Consider the following 18,413-nt stretch of genomic DNA (forward strand, 5'->3'; position numbering starts at 1 on the left):
ACGCCGTCCGCGCCGCCGTCTCCATCACCGCACGAGCAGCGGTAAACGACGACGCAGTCGCCTGCAAAATCTCCGACAGCGTCTCGTGCAGCTCAGGCGAGCCACTCGCGCCCGGCACCTGCTGCTGCGTTGCGGTCATCGCGTTCACCTCCCCGTGAAACACTCATCGATCTTGTGCTGCGTATCGTCGTCAACTTCGACAACGAAGAATCTGTTCTTCTTATTGTTATTGGGACCTCTGACATCACTGCCGAGTCCGCTGATTCTGCTGTTTGTTCTATTGTCGTTCGGACCACTGACATCGGCGTCGTGGCCGTGACCGAAGCTGTTCTTCTATTGTTCTCGCGACCTCTGACATCAACGTCGTCGCCCGCTGCCTTTACTGTTCTTCTATTCGCAAGTGGACCTCCGACATAAGCGGAGAGTCGTGACTGAAGCTGTTCTTCTATTGTCGTTCGGACCACTGACACGATCGGAGAGGGTCGTGGACTGGAGTTGTTCTCCCATTGTTGCCGGAACCTCCGACATCAACGCAGCTCACGGGCCCGCTGAAAGCTCGTCTCGGACAGACCGCTCACGGCAATCCCGGCTCAACAACAGCGCCCTCATCGCTTGGTGGCAGCTAAGAAGCGTCGCAACAGTCATTCGAGAGGATGACGCAGATGCGCCGCAGGACGGACGCACTGCGATCGGGCGCTTGATTGCATGGAGACATGCATTCACATCAGACCTCGAGCACCAGCACTGCAGCACACGACGAGGCAATCGCACCTCGAACCGGGCAGCCTGCCTCGATGCTTCTCGACCGCATAACGCATTCGTTCGGCTCGGGGGAGACGACGGTGACGGCCCTCGACGATGTCCATCTGGAAGTTCAACCGGGGGAGTTCGTCGCAGTCATGGGCCCATCCGGTTCCGGTAAGTCCACGCTGCTCGCCTGCGCGGCCGGGCTGCTCGCGCCAACGCGAGGAACCGTGAGCATAGGCGGGCGACAGCTCAGCGGCTTGAACGACGATGAACTCACCGAGGTGCGCAGAACGCAAATCGGGTTCGTCTTCCAGAGTTACAATCTCGTGCCTTCGCTGACGGCGCTCGACAATGTTCGGTTGCCGAGCATCCTGGGCGGCGATGCACCCGACAGCGAGCGTCTACAGCAGCTCGCAGACAGATTGGGCATCACCGACCGGCTGCAGCACCGTCCATCGCAGCTGTCGGGCGGTCAACAGCAGCGCGTCGCAATAGCCAGGGCGCTCTCGATGGTGCCCAGCATCGTCCTCGCCGACGAGCCGACGGGCGCGCTCGACACGGCAAGCGCCCACAGCGTCCTCGACCTGCTGGAGGAGGAATCGAAACGGGGCCAGTCGATCGTCACCGTCACCCACGACCCACTCGTCGCAGAGCGGGCCGACCGTGTCTTGTTCCTGCGGGATGGAGCGGTCGCAAGAGCGACGGACAAGCTCACGGCACGGGAAATCAGCAACGTTCTGCTCGAACTCATTGAAGGCAGTGCGGCATGAGCGGCGGGCAGCGACTCGCGCTTGCCGCCACCTGGATGGCGAGCGCGATGACCGTAACGCTCATGACACTGAGCGAGCACTTCAGGATCGTCCTCATCGATGTGGCGCTCCAGGTCGACTCGGGCACGATGGCGGTCATGGCGGTTCTCGGCGAGATCGTACTCGTGTGCGTAACCGTTGTCGTGGCGACCGTGGTCGCGCAACTGGCCTTCGGTCAGGCGGTGGATGAGCTGCGCCAGCAGATCGCGCTTCGTCGGCTTGTCGGGTCGAAGCGCGCAGCCGAGCGGCGCGGTCTATTCGGCAGATTCGCGGCCACCGGTGCTATCGGGGCCGTCGCCGGATACGGCACGGGAGCAGCGCTGTCGGCGCTCGCAACTCAGGCGTTGCGTTCCGCTCTGCCGGAGTGGAGCGCCGCACCCCTGCCGAGCCTGCAGCCCGGCGCCATCATCCCCGCTGTCGGGGTGGCCATCGGCGCGCTCCTCGCGGCCTGGGGTGCCAGCCGCAACGTTCTCGGCGTCGCTCCTCTGGAAGCGCTTGCCGACGCGCAGGTCGACAGTCGATTCGCACGACCTGCCCGACTGACGGGCGGTCTCGTAACGGTGAGCGTGGGCGTCGCGTTGCTTGCGGCGGGTGTAGCGTTGGGCTTCTTCACGCCGCAGGCAGTCCTCGTGGGCGTCGTAGGCGGCGCAGTCACCGTGTTCGGTATCGTCGCGCTAGCAACACCTGCGACATCCGCCATGCTCAAGCTGTTCAAATGGCCACTGCAAGGCAGCGCGGTCGGACGGTCGGCTTACGGTTCACTCGTTCGCGCCCCGCACAGAGTCGGTGGCATCACGATCGCCCTCACGGTGGGCATAGCGGCGGTCACGATGTTCGCTGTCGCAGGAGAGACGGCGCAGTCGGTCTTGCTCGGGATGGTCGATCACGTCGACATTCGAGCCGATCAAGAGGCGGCGCTGAACGAGATGACAGCGCAGCTCATGACGGTGGTTTCCCTAGCCGTCGCGTGCGGCAGCGGCGTTGCAGTGTTCGGATTCATCGCCACCATGCTGATGTCCGTGAGGGCGAGGACTCGAGAGATCGGCCTCATGCGGCTCGTGGGGATGCGCGTCAAGCAGGCGAGGTCGATGATCGTTGTCGAGACGGCGGTGATCGCGGCGCTGGCAATGATCGGTGGACTCGCACTCGGCATCCTGTTCGGCTGGCTGGGAACATTCATGATGCTGGGCAGCGTTGCAGGCATCGGCGTCATGCTGCCGCAGCTGCCGTGGTCACTCGTGCCCGCATTGCTCGTGGCGACAGCACTCGTGGCAACGGCCACGGCGGTGCCTGCCGCGAGACGCGCCTCCGGCATCCCGCCACTCGCCGCCGTCAACGCCGCGTGAAGCCCGGATCAGGCCGTTTGCAGACCCGTCAGTTTCTCCGGGTTGCTGAGCCCGAAGACGGTGCTGATCGCGCCCTGCTCATCGAGTTGGAGCGTGAACACTCTGACGACCCCTCCTGTTGTGAAGCGGCACGCGGGTGCACCGTTGACATCGATCATGTCGAGGCTGACGGCATCGTCCGGGACGGATCGCCGCGTCTTCTCGACGACACCGACCAAGAACCTCACCACGCGCTCCGCCCCCAGCACCGGATTGAGCGCAGCGCGTGTACGGCCACCGCCGTCGGTGAGCAGCACAGCGTCAGCGCTGATGAGCGCCACGGCGTCTTCGACTCGGCCCTGGAGCACCGCCGAAACGAGTCGGTCGAGGGCCGAGCGCTGATCACCGTCGGACAGCCGCGCCGGCAGGTCGCCGATCTTCTGCTGAGCTCGATGCCCCAGTTGCCGACACGCTGCCGGGGCGCGACCGACCATCTCTGCAATCTCCGGGTAGCTGAAGTCGAAGGAATTGCGGAGCACGTAGACGGCACGTTCGTAGGGCGTGAGCCGTTCCATCAGGTGCATGAGCGCGAGCGACAGCGTCTCTCGCTGTTCGACGCTCTCGTCGGGGAGTCTGGCCTCGTCAACAGGCTCCGGCAACCAGGGGCCGATGTAGTCCTCGCGTCGACGGACGGCAGTACGCCACAGGTCGAGGCTGATTCGTGTGGCGACGGTCGTCAGCCACGCTGCCGGTTCGCGCACCGTGTCGGGGCGTGACGTATGCCAGCGCATCCAGGTGCGAGAAGCTATCTCTTCCGCGTCGGCCCAGGAACCGACTATGCGGTACGCGACGCCGAGCACACGGGTGTTGAGAACAGCGAACTGCTCGGGGCTGAGATCGAGTTCGCGTCCGGATGCCGAATCGAGATCGGCACCCGGACCCGCAACCCGCTTCGGCTCCGGTGCATTCACAGGTCGGCGGCGGTCAGACCCGTCGAGATCGCGATTCGATTCCACACGTTGATGGTACTGATCGCGATGATCAGGTGACCCATTCCCTGCTCGCCCCAGTGCTCCATCGCTGAGTCCCAAGTGGAGTCGCTGACGCCATCTTCGCCGAGCCTGGTGACCTCATCGGTGAGTGCGAGCGCGGTCTCTTCAGCAGGCGACCAAAGGTCCGCTGCACGCCAGTCGGTTTGCAGCGCTTCGATTCTCGCGTCGGATTCTCCCTGTTTGCGCGCGTCACGAGTGTGCATGGCGATGCAATACCCGCAACCGTTGATCGCAGATGCGCGAATCTTGACGATGTTGTAGGTGGTCTTGTCATTGTTGCGCCGAGCGTAGGTCTCGAGTGCGAGCACCGGTGCGTAACCGAGCGGTACGACTTTCTGCATCAGCATGCGTGGCATAGTGGATTCCTTTCGGTTCGGCGGCGGGCCAGGATGGTCCGACCCTCAACGTCCGCCCTACTCATGTGACGTACGGCTGCTGTCGATTGTGACAACGGGCCCTCCCGGCGCGATTCCGACGTGCGCCCGAACTGCGTGTAATGTAAAAGACATGCAGATCAGCGTGCTGCTCCTTCGCCGCCGCGGCGGGGCCTGATTGTCCGGGCGCCCTCGTCGCGGAGGCAGTGTTGCCCGGAAACCTCAGTAGGCAGCAACACAGGAGCAATCAATGGAGAACATGCAGCAACCGAGTGGAATGCCCTTCCACCGATACGTACCGTTTCATGAGCAGATCAAGGTCGACCTGCCGGATAGAACGTGGCCGACCAAGCGCATAGATAAAGCACCCCAATGGTGCGCCGTCGATCTGCGGGACGGCAACCAGGCACTGATCGACCCGATGTCGCCGGAACGCAAGCGACTCATGTTCGATCTGCTCGTCCGCATGGGCTACAAGGAGATCGAGGTCGGGTTCCCGTCGGCGAGTCAGACCGACTTCGACTTCGTTCGTCACCTCATCGAAGAGGACGTCATCCCCGACGACGTCACGATCCAGGTGCTGGTGCAGTCGCGTGAGCACCTCATCCGTCGAACCTATGAATCGATCAAGGGTGCCAAGAGCGCCATCGTGCACTTCTACAACTCGACGAGCGTGCTCCAGCGCGATGTCGTCTTCCGGAGCGACCGAGAGGGGGTCAAGAAGATCGCGACGGACGCAGCAGCGCTGTGCAGGTCGCTCGAACATCTGGTCCCCGAGACCAAACTCACCTATCAGTACTCGCCGGAGTCGTACACGGGAACCGAGCTCGACTACGCGGCCGACGTCTGCAACGCCGTCATCGAAGTGATCCAGCCGACGCCGGAGAACAAGATGATCATCAACCTGCCGGCAACGGTCGAGATGATCACACCGAACGTGTATGCCGACTCGATCGAGTGGATGCACAGGAATCTGGCGCGGCGCGACTCCGTCGTGCTGTCCCTGCACCCCCATAATGATCGCGGCACAGGAGTCGCGGCCGCGGAACTCGGCTACATGGCGGGCGCCGACCGCATCGAGGGCTGCCTGTTCGGCAACGGTGAGCGCACCGGCAACGTAGACCTCGTCGCACTGGGGCTGAATCTGTTCACGCAGGGCGTCGACCCCGAGATCGACTTCTCGGACCTCGACGAGATCCGCCGCGTCGCCGAGCACTGCAACCAGATGAAGGTGCACGAGCGCAGCCCGTGGGCGGGAGACCTCGTCTATACGGCGTTCAGCGGCAGCCACCAGGACGCCATCAAGAAGGGCTTTGAGCGGATGTCTCAGGATGCCGAAGCAGCGGGCGTCACAGTGGACGGGATGACGTGGGCCGTCCCGTACCTGCCCATCGACCCCAAGGATGTCGGGCGCGATTACGAGGCCGTCATCCGCGTGAATTCGCAATCGGGCAAAGGCGGTGTCGCGTATCTGCTCATGGCGGATCACGGCATGGATCTGCCGCGCCGGCTGCAGATCGAGTTCTCGAACATCGTCCAAGCGCGCACCGACAGTGAGGGCGGCGAGGTTACGAGCGAGCAGATCTGGAACATCTTCGGCGACGAGTACCTGCCTTCCGACCCCGGCAACATCGATGACGGCTTCAGCCGCTGGGGGCGCTTCGAACTCACTCACTTCCAGACCGCATCCACGTCGACGGGGGAATCCAGCATCACCGGCGAACTCCGAGCCGGTGATGAGGTATTCGACTTCACGACGACGGGTAACGGCCCTATCGATGCGCTCCTGAGCCTGCTGCGCGATGAACAGCGTGTGCAGGTCGAGCTCACCGACTACGTCGAGCACACACTCAGTGCCGATCAGACAGCCCGCGCGGCCGCCTATGTCGAGCTCAAAGTGAACGGTGTCGACGTCTGGGGTGTCGGAGTCGATCACAATTCTCAGAATGCATCGCTCAAGGCGATCATCTCGGGTGTGAATCGCGGCCTGCGGAGCAGAGCCGTTGCCGACGTATCGTGATGAGGGTGTGGTCCTGCGCACTCACCATCTCGGTGAAGCGGATCGCATCGTAACCCTCCTGACACGGGCGCACGGCAAAGTGCGTGCTGTCGCGAAGGGAGTGCGCAGGACATCCTCGAAGTTCGGAGCGCGGGTCGAACCGTTCATGGTCGCCGACATGCAGCTGGCGCAGGGGCGAAGCCTCGACATCATCACGCAGGCCGTGACGATCGGCAGTTACGCACCGGCGATCATGGCCGACTACAGCAGATACACCGCTGCCGCTGCAATGGTCGAAACAGCAGACCGGCTCACCGACCACGACGCGTCACTCCAGCAGTACGTGCTGCTGGTCGGTGCGCTGCGGTCGCTTGCGAGGGGGGAACACGTGGCTTCGTTGACGCTCGACGCCTACCTGCTTCGCGCACTCGCGATCGCGGGGTGGGCGCCGACGTTCGGTGATTGCGCAGTCACGGGGGAGCCAGGGCCCCACACCGCATTCTCGCCGCAGATGGGCGGGATGGTCGCGAGCTCGGCGGCGCCTCCCGGGACGGTGCGATTGAGTGCGGAGGCCGTCGAACTCCTGGGTGCTCTTCTGGCAGGGGAATGGGAGATTGCTGACGAGAGCGGGCAATCGGCACGCTCCGCCGCATCCGCAGCGGTCAATGCATACGTGCAGTATCACCTGGAACGCGGGTTACGATCGTTGCAGCACGTGGAGCGAGAGCGGCTGTGAGGGTTGTGCGGTGAAGATTACACACCGGGATGCGGTGCCGTACCGCGAAGAGGATTGGACGGGGGAGCATCCTCCCGACTACTCGCGCGGGCAGGTGCCACGTCACGTGGCCATCATCATGGACGGCAACGGACGCTGGGCCAACAAGCGCGGCCTGACGCGCACACAGGGCCACGCTGCCGGCGAGGAGGTGCTCCTAGACGTTGTCGCAGGAGCGCTCCAGGCCGGGGTCCGGCACCTGTCGGTGTACGCATTCTCGACGGAGAACTGGAAGCGTGACCCCGCTGAAGTGCGATTCCTCATGGGCTTCAACAGAAAAGTGCTGCACAGAAGGCGCGACCAGTTGAATGCGTGGGGTGTTCGCATCCGCTGGGCGGGCAGACGCCCGAAACTCTGGCGCAGCGTCATCGATGAGCTCGAGTACGCGCAGGAACTCACGAGCGGTAATGAGCGGTTGACGCTGACGATGTGCATCAACTACGGCGGTCGTCTGGAGATCGTCGACGCAGTCAGATCGATAGCGGAGGACGTCGAAGCCGGCCGTCTGCGGCCCCGAGGGATAACGGAACGCGTGCTGGATGCGCGGATGTACGAGGCCGACATGCCTGCGGTGGACCTCTTCATCAGGTCCAGCGGAGAGCAGCGGATCTCGAACTTCCTCACCTGGCAGGGCGCCTACGCCGAGATGGTGTTTCTCGATACGCTCTGGCCGGATTTCTCACGGCGTGACCTGTGGCATGCCATCGACATTTATTGCGGCCGTACCCGGCGATTCGGCGGGGCCGTCGACACTCCGGAGCGGGAGAGTGAAGAGTAATGCGTGTCTTCGGCCCCGAGAAGGTTCGTTCCGCTGTGACGCCGTCACTCGCGAGGGAACAGATGCGACTCGCGGCCATCGCTGCCTGGCGCGGTGCTCTCACCGCTCCCGCGCGGCTGAGCTCTCCGCTCGGGTCACGAACGCTGCGATTCTCGACAGGAGCCGTACGCGGCGACTGGTTCGGGTATCGCTCGTACGCGGCTCCGGGCGCCAGCGACCACGACGAAATCGTCGTGGTCTGCGACGACGACACGGAGGCGGTGCGGGCGATGGCCGTTTCGGGCGGCTTCGGACCGCTTCGCTCCGGCGCCATCGGCGCGGTAGCCCTCGACGCGCTCGCTCCTCAGAATCCGAATGGCATAACGCTGATCGGCGCAGGCAGACAGGCCTGGCATCAACTGTGGGCGCTGCCGGATCGATTTCGCGAAGTTCCTATCAGGGTCCGTGCGAGAAACGAGCGCCGCACGGAAGAGTTCGCAATCGCAGCGTCCAGCATTCTCGACCTCGAGGTGCTCGCCGCACCGTCGGTTGAGGAAGCGGTGCAGGGCAGCGACGTGGTCATCCTCGCAACCTCCTCGAGCGAGCCCGTTGTGCCCAACGAACTTCTGCGAGACGTGCGGTACATAGCGACAGTGGGGCCGAAGGTGCTGGGGTCCGCCGAGGTCGCGGGCGATCTCTTCTGCGCATCCGACTGCCTCGTGGCGGACTCTACGGAGCAGCTGCAGCGCTACGACCCCGCCCATGTCGTTGTTGCCAGTGGGCTGGAGGAATCGGTCGTGCACTTGGGTGCTCTCCTATGCCACGATGCCGTCCCGCAGGGAGACCGTATCGTGATGATGAATGTAGGGCTTGCGGGAACCGAGGCCTGGATGCTGAACGAGTTGTGGCGGCTCGAGGGCGGCGGATGACCGAGCAGATCGAGCTCTCAGAGCGGGTTCCGGATCCGGCCGAGCTGGTCGAACTCTACGATTCGGTGGGGTGGAGCGCCTATACGCGAGACCCGGCTCGATTGATGGCGAGCATCGAGGGGTCGTCGTTCGTCCTCGTGGCGCGGAGGTCGGATGCACTGATCGGGTTGATTCGCGTCATCTCGGACGGACACACGATCGCGTACGTGCAGGACATCCTGGTGCGTGCTGAAGACCAGAACAGCGGCGTCGGCAGCCGGATGCTGCGGCAGGTGCTCGAGCACTACCGGCACGTACGGCAGGTGGTGCTGCTGACGGATACGGAAGAAGCGCAGCGTGCGTTCTACGAGCGTCACGGGTTCACGGAAGTACACGATCACGACCCCGAACTGCGCTCATTCGTGCGGATGGAGCGCTAGCCTCACAGGAGTTCGACAGTCGGTGCTCCCGGCTCATTCCACCTGAACAGCGTGAGGTGCCAGAGCCCAGGGCGTTTGCGGGAGGGGTCGATGAGCCCCTGCGCTCCTATATCTTCGGCCCTGTCGCGAACGCTCCAGGATGCAGGCCGAGCATCACTGGCGAGTTCTGCTTGCCAGTCACCGAAAGCCTCTTCGGGATCAATGCCGTACTCCTTGCACGAGCGCGCGTCGCGCAGATCGAGGATGTCGGTTGCCGCGACTCGGGCGGCGACGATGGCTCTTTCCGGATCCCCGGGTGTCGTGTGCTTGATGAGCGCGGCGGCAACCCCGTCTCGTGAAGCGCTGAGGTACAGCGCGCGCTGACCTCCGGCGTTGTAACGTCCGGCAGCGATGGAGCCGTCGAATGCCGCTCCGATGCGTGCGGGATCCACCGCGCGGTAGAACGTGCCGTTGACTTCGATCATCAGTGCAAGTCAACCACGTACGTCAGACTGGAGGAATGAGTGTCGCGAAAATCCTCCTGGACGAGCTGTCGTTTACCGTTCGACGAGCAAGGACAGGTGACGTCGACGAGATCGTTGCCCTCTTGCGGGACGACGATCTCGGGGCATCGAGAGAGTCGGAGGACTTGGGGCCGTATGCGAGCGCCTTTCGACAGATCGACAGCGATGCCAACCACTTCCTTGCGGTGATCGAGAGCGAGAATGGGGAGCTCGCCGGCACAATGCACTTGACGCTCCTACCCGGACTATCGAGAAACGCAGCGACGCGATTGCAGATCGAAGCGGTGCGGGTAGCCAGAAGCGCGCGGGGGACAGGGCTGGGAACCGCGATGTTCGAGTGGGCTCACGACTTCGGCAGGGAGCGAGGCGCGCGGCTCGTCCAACTGACGACGGATAAAAGCCGACAGGATGCCCACCGCTTCTACCGCGCGCTCGGGTATTCCGACAGTCACGAGGGATTCAAGCTGGAGCTCTAGCCCGTCAGACCAGAATGTCTCCGTAGCGGTCGACGAAGCGTCGCACCGAGGTCACGAGCGCTTCGCAGTCCTCATCGGTGATGGAGAGGTTCAGCGCAACCATTGTGCGGCGGGCCAGCCAGAACCCGTCCGCGAGCAGGTGGAAGAACAACAGCTCTCGCACGCTTTCGCGCGATCGTTCGAGATCGGCACGCGAATGCACGACACCGGTGAGCGGATGAATCGTGAGCATCGAGCCCAGTCCCGTGACGCGAAGCGGTGCCCCTGCCCGTTCGAAAATCGATGTCAGGGATTGGCGGAGACGGTCGCCGCGCTCATTCAACTCGTGAAGGGCATCCTCGGTCAGCACATGCCGCAAACCGGCAAGACCGGCGGCCATCGTGAGAACGTTGTTGTTGAAGGTGCCCGGATGCGCCCACGCGCCGGCCCGTGAGGGGTCGAAGCGCTGCATGAGTTCTTCTCTTCCGCCGAAGGCGCCGAAGGACATTCCACCGCCGAGATACTTGCCGAGCGTCGTGAGATCTGGCTCGATGTTGCTTCGTTGCTGCATGCCGCCGAAGGAGAGCCGCGACGTCATGACCTCGTCGAAGATCAACAGTGCCCCCACGCGCGTCGTCTCCGTGCGCAGACTCTGCAGAAACTCACGATCGGCCGGGATGCACCCGCCGCTTCCCAGCATCGGCTCGACCAACACTGCCGCGAGCGAGTCACCCAGCTCCCGTATGAGCGTCGTTGCCCCCGCGGGGTCGTTGTATTCGGCAATGTGGAAATCGTAGGGCGCGTTCGTAGGGGAGTGCCCATCCGAGAATGCGAGGACGCCTCCGTGGTAGCCACCACGGAAGACGACGACGGCATCGCGACCCGTGCCGGCGGTTGCAGTTGCGAGCGCCATGAGATTGGCCTCCGTGCCGGAGTTCGTGAAGCGCACGAGGTCGACGGACGGGAAGCGTTTGCACAGCTCGTGCGCGAACGCGGCCTCGTAGTCGTTGTAGCCGCCGAGAGTCAGCCCCTCGTCCACGATTTCGTGGATGGTCTTCACGATCTCCGGATGCGAGTGTCCGTAGAGGCCCGCCGTGAAGTCGCTGAGGAAATCGGTGTAGTCGTCACCGTCGATCGAAGTGAGGGTAGCTCTTGCCGCGCCGCCGAACACGAGGGGAAACGGATCGTAGAACAGTGTCGTTCTCGTGTTGCCACCGGGCATAGACGACCGTGCCCGTTGATGGCGGGCTTCGCTGCGCGGATTCCCCCGCGCGTACGCCTCTTTCAGTTCCGCGATCGCGCCCTCGAGATCGGACATCCCCGTACCGGTCTGCATGCAGCAAGTGTGGCAGATGAGACAGCGTCGGCAACAGCCCGAATTCCACCTACAGAGAGAGCATGGCTGTGTTACTGTATAACAGTTAATCAAGCTTCACGTGCTGCTCGTCACCGACCCTCGGAAGACCACAGAGACGCAACGTTCGGCTAATGATCACAATTCGATGGGGAGTTGACTTATGAGACGCAAACTAGCGGTAGGCCTGTCGCTCGGACTGGTGGCCTCGCTTGGCCTGACGGCCTGCTCCGCAGACGGCGGAGGAGACGGTGACTCGATCACGATTCAATTCGGCAATGTGATTTCGCCCGGCGACACGCAGAACGTCGCGTACGAGATGTTCGCCGAACTCGTGAATGAGCGATCGGATGGCCGCATTACGGTCGAGATCTATCCCGACAGCCAGCTCGGTGGCGAGAACGAGATGATCGAGGCGGTGCAGGCGGGCCAGATTCAGATGACGGCACCTTCCGTCGGAGTGCTCGCGAATTTCGATGATTCGCTGACCGTCTTCGACTTCCCCTTCATCTTCGAAGACGCGGAGACCGCGTACCAGGTGCTCGACAGCGAGCTCGGCGATGACATTCTGGCCGGTCTGGAAGGCAGCGGACTCCAGGCGCTGGGATGGGGTGAGAACGGCTTCCGAAACCTCGCGATGACCTCGGGCTCCGTGACCAGTCCGAGCGAGATGCAGGGTGTGAAGCTGCGTACCATGGAGGTTCCCCTGCACATTGCGTTCTGGGAGAGCATCGGTGCGGCACCGACGCCCATGGCGTTCCCAGAGGTGTACACGGCATTGCAGCAGGGAGTCGTCGACGGCGTCGAGAACCCCTACGAACTGTTGCACTCTGCGAACTTCACGGAGCCTGCGAACTACCTCACGGAACTGCGGTGGATCTACGACCCTGAAATCATCCTGATCAGCGAGTCCTTCCTCAGCGGACTGTCGGAAGAGGATCAGCAGATCATCCTCGACGCATCCGACGAGATGATCGAGTACCTCCGTGAACTCAAGGTCGGTGTCAGCGACGAGATTCGCGAGGAGATCGAAGCAGCGGGCGGTACGATTACCGACCTCACCGACGCCGAGCGACAGGAGTGGATCGACGCGGCCATCCCGTTCTACGAGCAGTACGCGGACAGCGTCGACACGGAAACGCTCATCGCGCTGCTCGAAGCGGCCGGCAACGACACCTATCTGGACGTTATCCAGTAGCTGCTTCTTGCACGGTGGCGTCCCCGACCGCCCGGGTCGGGGACGTTTCCGCTGAAGACATAACGAGAGTTGTCCAATGCTCAAACGCATCTATCACCATTTCGACGAGCATGTCGAAACGTATTTGGCGTCGGTCGCGCTCGTGACCTTCAGTGTTCTGGTCGTTCTGCAGGTGATCATGCGCTATGTCTTCAACAGCCCGTTGACGTGGTCGGAGGAGCTCGCGCGGTTCGCTCTCGTCTGGTTCGTGTACCTTGCCGGAAGCTACGCGGTTCGGTATCAGCGCCACGTCAAGTTCAACGTGCTGATGGATCTCCTCGGCAGAGTGACGCCGCTCACGCAACGGCTCATCCGCATCTTCGTCTTCCTGCTCTGGTTCGCGTTCCTCGCGTTCATCTTCTACCTGTCGCTGGAGTCGGTGATCCGACAGTTCGGCACGGGGCAGGTATCACCCGCGATGCGCATGCCCATGTACCTCGCGTACCTGGCGATTCCGGTCGGTATGGCGCTCATGGGATTCCGGGTCGTGCAGCACACCGTGAAGGCCTTCATCGACATTGTGAAGAATCCGCACGCACCGGTGCCCCCGAGCCAGGTGGAGGTCGACTGATCATGGGCATCACGATCCTCTTCGTCAGCTTCCTGATCCTGCTGCTGATCGGCATGCCGATCGCTTTCGCGCTCGGCATATCCTCCGTGCTGACCGTGCTTGTGACGGGCGTCGTACCAACGGGGTACCTCACCCAGACCATGTTCGGCTCCGTCGACTCCTATCCGCTTCTCGCTGTGCCGCTCTTCGTCTTATCCGGCGTCATCATGGAGTACGGCGGGCTGTCGCGAAGACTCATCGACGCGGCCAAGGCGTTCGTGGGGCACATCACGGGCGGACTGCCGGCCGTCGCCCTCCTCGCCACGGCGGTGTTCGCGATGCTCAGCGGTTCCGGGCCGGCAACCGTCGCCGCCATCGGCGGCATCATGATCCCCGCCATGATTCGCGAGGGATACAGCAGGCCGTACAGCGCTGCCGTGCTGGCGACAGCGGGCGGCGTCGGGATCGTGCTTCCCCCGAGCATCCCGCTCGTGATCTACGGCATCACGACGAGCACATCGATCGGTGATCTTTTCATCGCGGGCTTCATACCCGGCTTCATCATCGTGATCCTCCTGTACTTGGTGAGCCGCTACCAGGCGAAGAAGAACGGCTTCGGCGCCGGCACGGAGAAAGCGAGCTGGCGCGAACGCTGGATCGCTGTGTGGCGGGCGAAGTGGACGCTCCTGATGCCCGTCGTCGTGCTCGGCGGAATCTACGCGGGTCTCTTCACTCCCACGGAGGCCGCGGGTATCGCCGTTGCGTACAGCTTCATCCTGACGCTTGCGTACCGCGAGACGAAAATCGCGCAGATTCCCGTCATCGTGAAGACGACGATGCTGATCTCCGGCATGATCCTCGTGATCATCGCGACCGCTTCGACGTATGCCCGCATCCTCACGGTCGAGCGCATCCCCTCGATCATCGCGAACTTCCTCGACGATCTGCCGATCCCGTTCTGGGCCATCCTGGCCGTCATCATCATTCTGCTGCTGTTCATCGGCATGTTCATGGAAACGCTCGCCGGCATCATTCTCCTGGCGCCCATCCTTGTTCCCGTCGTGACGGAGATGGGGATGGACCCGGTGCACTTCGGGATCGTCATGATCATGGCTTCCATGATCGGGTTTGCGACGCCTCCCGTCGGCGACAATCTCAACGTCGCGAGCGCCATCAGCCGCCTCTCGATCGAGCGAGTGAGCGTTGCCGCGCTGCCGTACGTCGGCGCCATGATCGCTTTCCTCGTCGTCGTGGCGTACGTGCCGCAGATCACGATGTTCCTGCCCGGACTGCTCGGGAATTAGCGTTCAGAGCTCCGCGATGGCCGAGAGTATGAACGCATCCTCCGCAGCATTGCCGGGAAGTTCGAGCGCACGCCGATACGACTCGGTCGCGCCGATGGTCCTTCCGAGCTCTTCGAGTGTGACCGCCCTGGCTATGTGAAACGGCCGATAGCGAACCAGCGCGGGCTCATCGGCGAGTTCGTCGAGCAGACGCATCCCTTCCAGAGCGCCGCGAGCACGGCCACGAGCGACCGCCCTCGCCATTCGCACCACCGGCCCCGGCTCATGCTGTTCCAGTAGCCCGTAGAGCACCGTGATTTGCTCCCAATCGGTCGCTGCGAAGCTCTCGGCTTCCGAATGGACCGCCGCGATCGACGCCTGAATGGAATAGGTTCCAATGCCGGCAGCGGCAGCGGATTCCGCATGAGCAAGGCCGCTAGCGAGCAGCCGATGGTCCCAGAGCTCCCGATCCTGGCGGGCGAGTGGAATCGGTCGATCTTCGGAGTCGGTGCGAGCAGGGCGTCTCGCTTCCGTCAGCAGCATGAGTGCCAGCAACGCCCGCGTCTCGCTGCTGTGCGGCAGTAGCGTGTGCAGCACGGTCGTCAGCCTGATGGCCTCCGCGGTCAGATCATCACGGACGTGGATGGACCCTGCTGATCGCGTGTATCCCTCGGCGAAGAGGAGATACAGCACGCGCTGCACCGTTGCGAGCCGAGCTTGAAACTCTGCTTGGTTCGGCAACCGGAAGGGAACGCCCATGGTCCGGATCTTGGCCTTCGCACGAACGATGCGCTGCTGCATCGTCGGTACCGGGACGAGCAGCGCGTGAGCGACCTCGGCGGACGAGAGCCCGGCAACGAAGCGCAGCGTGAGCGCTATCCTGTCGTCAAGTCCGAGCGCGGGGTGCGCGCAGGCGAAGAACAGCTCGAGCCGGTCGTCGGGGATGGAGACTTCTGTTTCGCGCTGGATGCGGTCCGCTGGATCCGCGAGAGCAGCGGAAGCCGGTGTCAGTTCCTCTTCTATGCGCAGGCGTGCGAGCTTTTGCGCCAGGACGTTCTCGCGACGAACGACGTCCAGCGCCTTCCTCTTCGCGGTCGTCATGATCCAGGCTTCGGGGGTATCCGGAATGCCACGCTCCGGCCAAGTCTGCAGCGCCTGCGCGAGTGCCTCCTGCATGACGTCTTCCGCGAGGTCCAGGTCGCCGAAACGGCGAGCGAGTGCCGCCAGGATGCGCGTGCGCGCGTCCCTGTCGACGGCACTCAGCGCTCGCCGAGTCGTTGTGTTTGTGTCGGACACGAATCAATACGGTGCGACCGGCCGTACCTCCACGTGCCCGCCGGCTTTCGAGCCCGGACTCTTCTTCGCCCACTCGATGGCCTCGTCGATGTTCGCGACCTCGATGATGTAGGCGCCGCCGACGAACTCGTTGACCTCCGCGTATGGGCCGGAGGACGTCACGCGCTCTCCGCTTGCGTCGCTGCTGACAGTTGCGCCGTGTTCTGGGTCTTCGAGCGCGAACGAGCTGACGACGACGCCCGCGTCGGTGATCTCCTTATCGAAAGCGAAGAACTCCTCGGGGTTCGCGCCTCCGTCTTCTCCGCATGCGGGGTCATCGATGTGGCCCATCAGCAAGAGTGCGTACTTCATGGTTCCTCCTGTCGTGTACCGCCCCGTTGCGTGTTGCGTTTCGGACGGTGAACTTATGCCGAACCGAGTGGCCCGACATCAGTATGACGGACGGGAACACGCGAGATCGACAGACCCCGCGAAAGTTTTCCTGCCGTTGGCATTGGTACTCTGGCCCGCATGACTGAGCCGCTGGTTGTGATCTGGGACGGCGTCGAGGAACCGAGCCAAGAGCGATGCACGATCGTAGATCTGCAGGAGATTCACATCGCCGGTGTCGTTCGCGGCAACTTCGGAACGTGCACGTACGCCATGACGGTCAGCCAGGAGTGGCTTTTTCACTCGCTGCGGGTCACGCTTGGCGACCGCACTCTTGCGGTGAGTCGTAGCGGAGCTGTGTGGACGGTTGACGGAGAACAGCGGCCGGACCTTTCCACAGCTCGCGAAGTCGACATTTCGATCTCTCCTATCAGCAACACCCTGCCGATCCGTCGACTCGGTCTCGAACTCGGCGCATCGGCCGATATCGTCACGGCATATGTACGAGTGCCGGAGCTGACCGTCACGACCGATCCGCAGCGTTACACGAGAACGGCTGCGCGGGAGTACCGGTACGACTCTCGTGACACGGATTTCACCCGATTCGTGACCGTCGACGAGCACGGACTCGTCGTCGAGTATCCGGGACTTTTCCGGCGCCGCAACAACTCCGGCGGGGCACTCGACTCGACTGCCCACAGCTAGCGTGCTGTCCGGCGCCGGAACGCCTTCAAGCAGGTAGGATTGATGTCTGTCTGTGCCCGGAATCTCGGGCGAGAGTCGTAGCAAGGAGTGTTCGTGGCGTCACGTCTAGACCAGGTGATCTCGCTGGCAAAGCAGCGCGGGTTCGTGTTCCAAGCCGGAGAGATCTACGGAGGTTCGCGTTCCGCATGGGATTACGGACCCCTGGGAGTTGCGCTCAAGGAGAACATCAAGCGTCAGTGGTGGCGCACCTTCGTCGACGGCCGTGAAGACATGGTGGGGCTCGACTCCTCCATCATTCTGCCAACGCAGGTGTGGCACGCCTCGGGTCACGTCGAGACATTCACCGACCCTCTCGTCGAGTCGCTGCACACGCACAAGCGCTATCGTGCCGACCATCTGCTGGAAGCGTACGAGGCGAAACACGGGCATCCCCCCAAGAACGGTCTCGCCGACATCCGCGACCCCGAGACGGGGCAGGAGGGCAACTGGACGGAGCCTCAGCTCTTCTCGGGCCTGATGAAGACGTACCTCGGCCCCGTCGATAACGAGGAGGGGCTGCACTACCTGCGCCCCGAAACGGCGCAGGGCATCTTCGTGAACTTCATGAACGTCATGACGACCAGCCGCAAGAAGCCGCCGTTCGGCATCGGGCAGATCGGTAAAGCGTTCCGGAACGAGATCACTCCCGGAAACTTCATCTTCCGGACGCGCGAGTTCGAGCAGATGGAGATCGAGTTCTTCGTGCCGCCCGCGGATGCACCCGAGTGGTTCGACCGCTGGGTGCAGGACTGCCTCGACTGGTTCGCGAACCTTGGCCTGAGCGCCGACAACATTCGTGAGTTCGATGTTCCGGCCGACGAGCGCGCACACTACTCCGACAGAACCATCGACCTCGAATACCGCTTCGGTTTCCAGGGCGCGGAGTGGGGCGAACTCATGGGTATCGCGAACCGGACCGACTTCGACCTGAAGAGCCACCAGGAGGCGAGCGGCAAGAAGCTCGAGTACTTCGATCAGGCCTCGGGCGAGCGATACGTTCCGTTCGTTATCGAGCCGGCGTTCGGACTCACTCGCAGCCTCATGGCGTTCCTCGTCGACGCCTACGACGAAGAGGAGGTGCCGAACGCGAAGGGCGGCACCGACACCCGTACCGTACTGCGTCTCGACCCGCGCCTGGCACCGGTCAAGGTTGCCGTGCTGCCGCTCAGCCGCAAAGACACCCTCACGCCGCTCGCTCGCGACATCGCCGCCGACCTGCGAAAGGTCTGGGCGGTCGACTACGACGATGCGGGCGCTATCGGCCGCCGCTACCGCAGGCACGACGAGATCGGTACGCCCTACTGCGTGACCGTCGACTTCGATTCGCTCGAGGACGGCGCCGTAACCGTACGTGATCGCGACACGATGCAGCAGGAGCGCATCGCGATCAGCGATCTTCGCGGCTACCTCGCCCAGGGCCTCGTGGGAGTGTAATC

The 18,413-nt window shown here is 63.2% G+C and carries 19 protein-coding genes; 13 read left to right on the top strand and 6 right to left on the bottom strand.

The genetic code is table 11. From position 1 onward, the window contains the following. Positions 1–794 precede the first annotated feature (794 nt). Entirely contained in the window at positions 795–1,517 is a 723-nt protein-coding gene (locus Q0O95_RS06170; protein WP_293696429.1) for an ABC transporter ATP-binding protein, read from the top strand. Then, positions 1,514–2,902, top strand: a complete 1,389-nt coding sequence (locus tag Q0O95_RS06175) for an ABC transporter permease (protein ID WP_293696431.1) — start codon at positions 1,514–1,516, stop codon at positions 2,900–2,902. Before Q0O95_RS06170 ends, Q0O95_RS06175 begins: the two co-directional genes overlap by 4 nt. 8 nt (positions 2,903–2,910) lie before the next feature. On the opposite strand, the gene Q0O95_RS06180 is transcribed toward Q0O95_RS06175, so the two are convergent. Beyond that, positions 2,911–3,897: a sigma factor-like helix-turn-helix DNA-binding protein gene (locus Q0O95_RS06180; RefSeq protein WP_293696433.1), complete on the bottom strand. Its 987-nt coding sequence runs from the start codon at positions 3,895–3,897 to the stop codon at positions 2,911–2,913. Beyond that, positions 3,849–4,289: a carboxymuconolactone decarboxylase family protein gene (locus Q0O95_RS06185; RefSeq protein ID WP_293696435.1), complete on the bottom strand. Its 441-nt coding sequence runs from the start codon at positions 4,287–4,289 to the stop codon at positions 3,849–3,851. Before Q0O95_RS06185 ends, Q0O95_RS06180 begins: the two co-directional genes overlap by 49 nt. A gap of 268 nt (positions 4,290–4,557) precedes the next feature. Here Q0O95_RS06185 and leuA point away from each other — a divergent pair, with 268 nt between their 5' ends. Genes leuA through Q0O95_RS06210 form a run of 5 tightly spaced genes read left to right on the top strand, consistent with a single transcriptional unit; the run spans position 4,558 to position 9,186 of the window. Further along, positions 4,558–6,327, top strand: a complete 1,770-nt coding sequence (gene leuA / locus Q0O95_RS06190; protein ID WP_293696437.1) for a 2-isopropylmalate synthase — start codon at positions 4,558–4,560, stop codon at positions 6,325–6,327. Beyond that, complete coding sequence (gene recO, locus Q0O95_RS06195; RefSeq protein ID WP_293696439.1) at positions 6,311–7,042, top strand: DNA repair protein RecO; 732 nt, start codon at positions 6,311–6,313, stop codon at positions 7,040–7,042. The genes leuA and recO overlap by 17 nt, the downstream gene beginning before the upstream one ends. Positions 7,043–7,052: 10 nt before the next feature. Then, a complete protein-coding gene (locus Q0O95_RS06200) occupies positions 7,053–7,859 on the top strand; it encodes an isoprenyl transferase (RefSeq protein WP_293696441.1) in 807 nt (268 codons plus the stop codon). Further along, positions 7,859–8,767, top strand: a complete 909-nt coding sequence (locus Q0O95_RS06205; protein WP_293696443.1) for a hypothetical protein — start codon at positions 7,859–7,861, stop codon at positions 8,765–8,767. Before Q0O95_RS06200 ends, Q0O95_RS06205 begins: the two co-directional genes overlap by 1 nt. Then, positions 8,764–9,186, top strand: a complete 423-nt coding sequence (locus tag Q0O95_RS06210) for a GNAT family N-acetyltransferase (RefSeq protein WP_293696445.1) — start codon at positions 8,764–8,766, stop codon at positions 9,184–9,186. Before Q0O95_RS06205 ends, Q0O95_RS06210 begins: the two co-directional genes overlap by 4 nt. Before the next feature lie 2 nt (positions 9,187–9,188). On the opposite strand, the gene Q0O95_RS06215 is transcribed toward Q0O95_RS06210, so the two are convergent. Continuing rightward, complete coding sequence (locus Q0O95_RS06215) at positions 9,189–9,650, bottom strand: RES domain-containing protein (protein ID WP_293696447.1); 462 nt, start codon at positions 9,648–9,650, stop codon at positions 9,189–9,191. Between the two features lie 35 nt (positions 9,651–9,685). Between Q0O95_RS06215 and Q0O95_RS06220 the strand changes: the two genes are divergently transcribed. After that, entirely contained in the window at positions 9,686–10,165 is a 480-nt protein-coding gene (locus Q0O95_RS06220; RefSeq protein WP_293696449.1) for a GNAT family N-acetyltransferase, read from the top strand. 4 nt (positions 10,166–10,169) lie between these two features. On the opposite strand, the gene Q0O95_RS06225 is transcribed toward Q0O95_RS06220, so the two are convergent. Next, complete coding sequence (locus tag Q0O95_RS06225) at positions 10,170–11,480, bottom strand: aminotransferase class III-fold pyridoxal phosphate-dependent enzyme (protein ID WP_293696451.1); 1,311 nt, start codon at positions 11,478–11,480, stop codon at positions 10,170–10,172. A gap of 181 nt (positions 11,481–11,661) precedes the next feature. On the opposite strand from Q0O95_RS06225, the gene Q0O95_RS06230 reads away from it, so the two are divergent. From Q0O95_RS06230 to Q0O95_RS06240, 3 genes are all read left to right on the top strand, one after another. Further along, positions 11,662–12,696: a TRAP transporter substrate-binding protein gene (locus Q0O95_RS06230; protein ID WP_293696453.1), complete on the top strand. Its 1,035-nt coding sequence runs from the start codon at positions 11,662–11,664 to the stop codon at positions 12,694–12,696. A 76-nt stretch (positions 12,697–12,772) separates the two neighbouring features. Beyond that, complete coding sequence (locus Q0O95_RS06235) at positions 12,773–13,306, top strand: TRAP transporter small permease (protein ID WP_293696455.1); 534 nt, start codon at positions 12,773–12,775, stop codon at positions 13,304–13,306. 2 nt (positions 13,307–13,308) lie between these two features. After that, positions 13,309–14,589, top strand: a complete 1,281-nt coding sequence (locus Q0O95_RS06240) for a TRAP transporter large permease (protein ID WP_293696457.1) — start codon at positions 13,309–13,311, stop codon at positions 14,587–14,589. 3 nt (positions 14,590–14,592) lie between these two features. On the opposite strand, the gene Q0O95_RS06245 is transcribed toward Q0O95_RS06240, so the two are convergent. Both Q0O95_RS06245 and Q0O95_RS06250 read right to left on the bottom strand, forming a co-directional pair. Beyond that, the gene (locus tag Q0O95_RS06245) at positions 14,593–15,864 is read right to left on the bottom strand and encodes a sigma-70 family RNA polymerase sigma factor (protein ID WP_293696459.1); all 1,272 of its coding nucleotides are present in this window, start codon (positions 15,862–15,864) and stop codon (positions 14,593–14,595) included. 3 nt (positions 15,865–15,867) lie between these two features. Next, positions 15,868–16,215 (bottom strand): YciI family protein, encoded by a 348-nt coding sequence (locus tag Q0O95_RS06250; RefSeq protein ID WP_293696461.1) that lies wholly within the window; start codon positions 16,213–16,215, stop codon positions 15,868–15,870. Between the two features lie 159 nt (positions 16,216–16,374). Between Q0O95_RS06250 and Q0O95_RS06255 the strand changes: the two genes are divergently transcribed. After that, positions 16,375–16,938, top strand: a complete 564-nt coding sequence (locus tag Q0O95_RS06255; protein ID WP_293696463.1) for a putative glycolipid-binding domain-containing protein — start codon at positions 16,375–16,377, stop codon at positions 16,936–16,938. An 87-nt stretch (positions 16,939–17,025) separates the two neighbouring features. Beyond that, a complete protein-coding gene (locus Q0O95_RS06260; RefSeq protein WP_293696465.1) occupies positions 17,026–18,411 on the top strand; it encodes a glycine--tRNA ligase in 1,386 nt (461 codons plus the stop codon). Positions 18,412–18,413 lie beyond the last annotated feature (2 nt).

Source organism: uncultured Agrococcus sp. (assembly GCF_945915485.1).
GTDB lineage: Bacteria > Actinomycetota > Actinomycetes > Actinomycetales > Microbacteriaceae > Agrococcus.

What these genes read in the sequence shown, in the direction of transcription:
- Q0O95_RS06170 (WP_293696429.1), top strand. Translation starts at nt 795, where the DNA reads ATGCTTCTCGACCGCATAACGCATTCGTTCGGCTCGGGGGAGACGACG.
- Q0O95_RS06175 (WP_293696431.1), top strand. Translation starts at nt 1,514, where the DNA reads ATGAGCGGCGGGCAGCGACTCGCGCTTGCCGCCACCTGGATGGCGAGC.
- Q0O95_RS06185 (WP_293696435.1), bottom strand. Translation starts at nt 4,289, where the DNA reads ATGCCACGCATGCTGATGCAGAAAGTCGTACCGCTCGGTTACGCACCG.
- leuA (WP_293696437.1), top strand. Translation starts at nt 4,558, where the DNA reads ATGGAGAACATGCAGCAACCGAGTGGAATGCCCTTCCACCGATACGTA.
- Q0O95_RS06205 (WP_293696443.1), top strand. Translation starts at nt 7,859, where the DNA reads ATGCGTGTCTTCGGCCCCGAGAAGGTTCGTTCCGCTGTGACGCCGTCA.
- Q0O95_RS06210 (WP_293696445.1), top strand. Translation starts at nt 8,764, where the DNA reads ATGACCGAGCAGATCGAGCTCTCAGAGCGGGTTCCGGATCCGGCCGAG.
- Q0O95_RS06215 (WP_293696447.1), bottom strand. Translation starts at nt 9,650, where the DNA reads ATGATCGAAGTCAACGGCACGTTCTACCGCGCGGTGGATCCCGCACGC.
- Q0O95_RS06220 (WP_293696449.1), top strand. Translation starts at nt 9,686, where the DNA reads ATGAGTGTCGCGAAAATCCTCCTGGACGAGCTGTCGTTTACCGTTCGA.
- Q0O95_RS06225 (WP_293696451.1), bottom strand. Translation starts at nt 11,480, where the DNA reads ATGCAGACCGGTACGGGGATGTCCGATCTCGAGGGCGCGATCGCGGAA.
- Q0O95_RS06230 (WP_293696453.1), top strand. Translation starts at nt 11,662, where the DNA reads ATGAGACGCAAACTAGCGGTAGGCCTGTCGCTCGGACTGGTGGCCTCG.
- Q0O95_RS06235 (WP_293696455.1), top strand. Translation starts at nt 12,773, where the DNA reads ATGCTCAAACGCATCTATCACCATTTCGACGAGCATGTCGAAACGTAT.
- Q0O95_RS06240 (WP_293696457.1), top strand. Translation starts at nt 13,309, where the DNA reads ATGGGCATCACGATCCTCTTCGTCAGCTTCCTGATCCTGCTGCTGATC.
- Q0O95_RS06250 (WP_293696461.1), bottom strand. Translation starts at nt 16,215, where the DNA reads ATGAAGTACGCACTCTTGCTGATGGGCCACATCGATGACCCCGCATGC.
- Q0O95_RS06255 (WP_293696463.1), top strand. Translation starts at nt 16,375, where the DNA reads ATGACTGAGCCGCTGGTTGTGATCTGGGACGGCGTCGAGGAACCGAGC.